Source organism: Microbacterium sp., from assembly GCF_031988965.1.
Lineage (GTDB): Bacteria > Actinomycetota > Actinomycetes > Actinomycetales > Microbacteriaceae > Microbacterium.
The window spans coordinates 4009-5780 of the sequence record NZ_DALZXX010000165.1; the positions used below are offsets into that span (position 1 = coordinate 4009).

Below are 1772 nucleotides of genomic sequence, written 5' to 3' on the forward strand. Positions count from 1 at the left end.
GCGACGAGCTCGAGAGTCTGCTTCGAGAGCGGCTGCGGAGCCGCCTCGTACACGGTGATCGACAGGCGCTCGCCGTCCTTCTCACGGATGCCGTCGGAACCCGGCTCCCAGCCGGCCTCGTCGAGCAGCTTCTCTGCCTTGTCGGGGTCGTAGGCGTAATGCTCCGACTCGTCCTTGTAGCCGAGGGCCTCCTGCGACAGCACCGACGTCGCGACGGGGTAGTTCTCGGTGAACAGGGTGTCGACGACCTCCTGCGCGTCCACGGCGGCGACGAGCGCCTGGCGGACCCGGATGTCGGCGAGCAGCGGGTTCTCGGGACGCAACGAGATGGAGTTGTTCACTCCGCGGGTCTGCGGGGCGTACAGCGTGAAGCCGGAGCTCTCGACGCGGTCCTCGTCGAAGGCCTGCACGTAGCGCACGTAGTCGGCTTGACCTGCGAGCAGCGAGCCGATGCGCACGGAGTCCTCGGGGGTCACGAGCACGTGCACGGCGTCGAGGTACGGACGGCCCTGGTTCTCGGCGCTCTCCGGCGCCCAGGCGTAGTCCTCGCGGGCGGTCAGGGTGAACTCGGTGCCGAGCTTCTCGTCGGTGACGGTGAAGGGCCCGGCCCCGATGATCGCCTCGGCGTTGCCGGCGCCGAAGTCCTCGATCGTGCCGTCGAGGGTCTCCGGCGAGAGGAGTCCGGAGTTGATCGTCGACGTCGCCTGCAGGAACCCGGGGGCCGGGGCCGAGAACCGGAACGTGACGGTGTCCTCGTCGACCACCTCGCTCGAGGCGTAGTTGTTGATCGCCTCGGAGACCGTCAGGCCACGCTCGGCATCTCCGAGCCCGTAGGTGTCGAAGTTCTTCGCGACTGCCGCGGCATCGAGCGGCGTGCCGTCGGAGAACGTGACGTCCGGCTTCAGGGTGAAGGTGTACTCGGTGGCGTCGTCGTTCACCGTCCAGTCGGAGGCGATCCACGGCTCGATCTCGAGAGACTCGGGGTTCTGCCACGTGAGGCGCGCGGTGATGTTGTTGACCACGCCCCCGTTCGGGTAGAAGCCCGCCTGCGGCGGGTACAGGTTCGTGAACGTCTGGTGCTCCAGGTACGTCAGCGTGCCCCCGGTGATGGGGTCGCCGGCCGCGGCCGAGGTGTCGGACGGCGCGGGCGACGATGCGCAGGCGGCGAGACCCGCTGCGAGGACGAGCGGGAGCGCGACGGCTGCTGCGCGGATGAGACGGCGGGTCATGCGGGTCCTCCTGAGAAGGGATGCTGTGTTCGTGGTGTGCGGGTGAAGGTCACGCTAGGGACTCCGCGACCCGGGTCGCGAATGCAGTCGTCATGCGCGGACGTGACCTGTCACGAGGCGTCATGACCGGTCACCGGGCGCAACGCGGAGTAACGGATGCGGCGCTTCAGAGTGCGGCGAGAGATGATGCCGCGCCGTCTCGGGCGCCGACGCCGAGCCGTTCTCTGAGCGTCGGTCGGTCACCGTCGTCATGGGCACGGCCGAGGAGTCCCCGTCGACGCAGCTCGGGAGCGGCGAGTCGGGTGAAGGCCTCGAACTGCGCCGGCTGGAACGCCGAGAGCACGTTGAAGCCGTCGGCCGCCCCCTCGTCACGCCAGGTCTCGAAGTGGTCGGCGATCGTCGAGGCATCGCCCACGACGAACGCGGCGGGCACGGCGTGAGCCGCGACCAGATGGCGCCAGGTCAGCGCACCGCTCGCTCCCTGCCCCGCGACGCGCACGCCGGCGATCCGGCCGAGCCTGTCGAGCAATGCCTCGCCGGCAT

At 69.5% G+C, this 1772-nt stretch carries 1 protein-coding gene and 1 pseudogene; both read right to left on the minus strand.

What is annotated here, in order from left to right:
* The coding region (locus RTM68_RS16510) for a TIGR04028 family ABC transporter substrate-binding protein (protein ID WP_312173012.1) at positions 1-1229 on the minus strand (1229 nt) is incomplete at its 3' end.
* Between the two features lie 166 nt (positions 1230-1395).
* A pseudogene (locus tag RTM68_RS16515) lies at positions 1396-1772 on the minus strand (hypothetical protein); the annotation flags it as partial.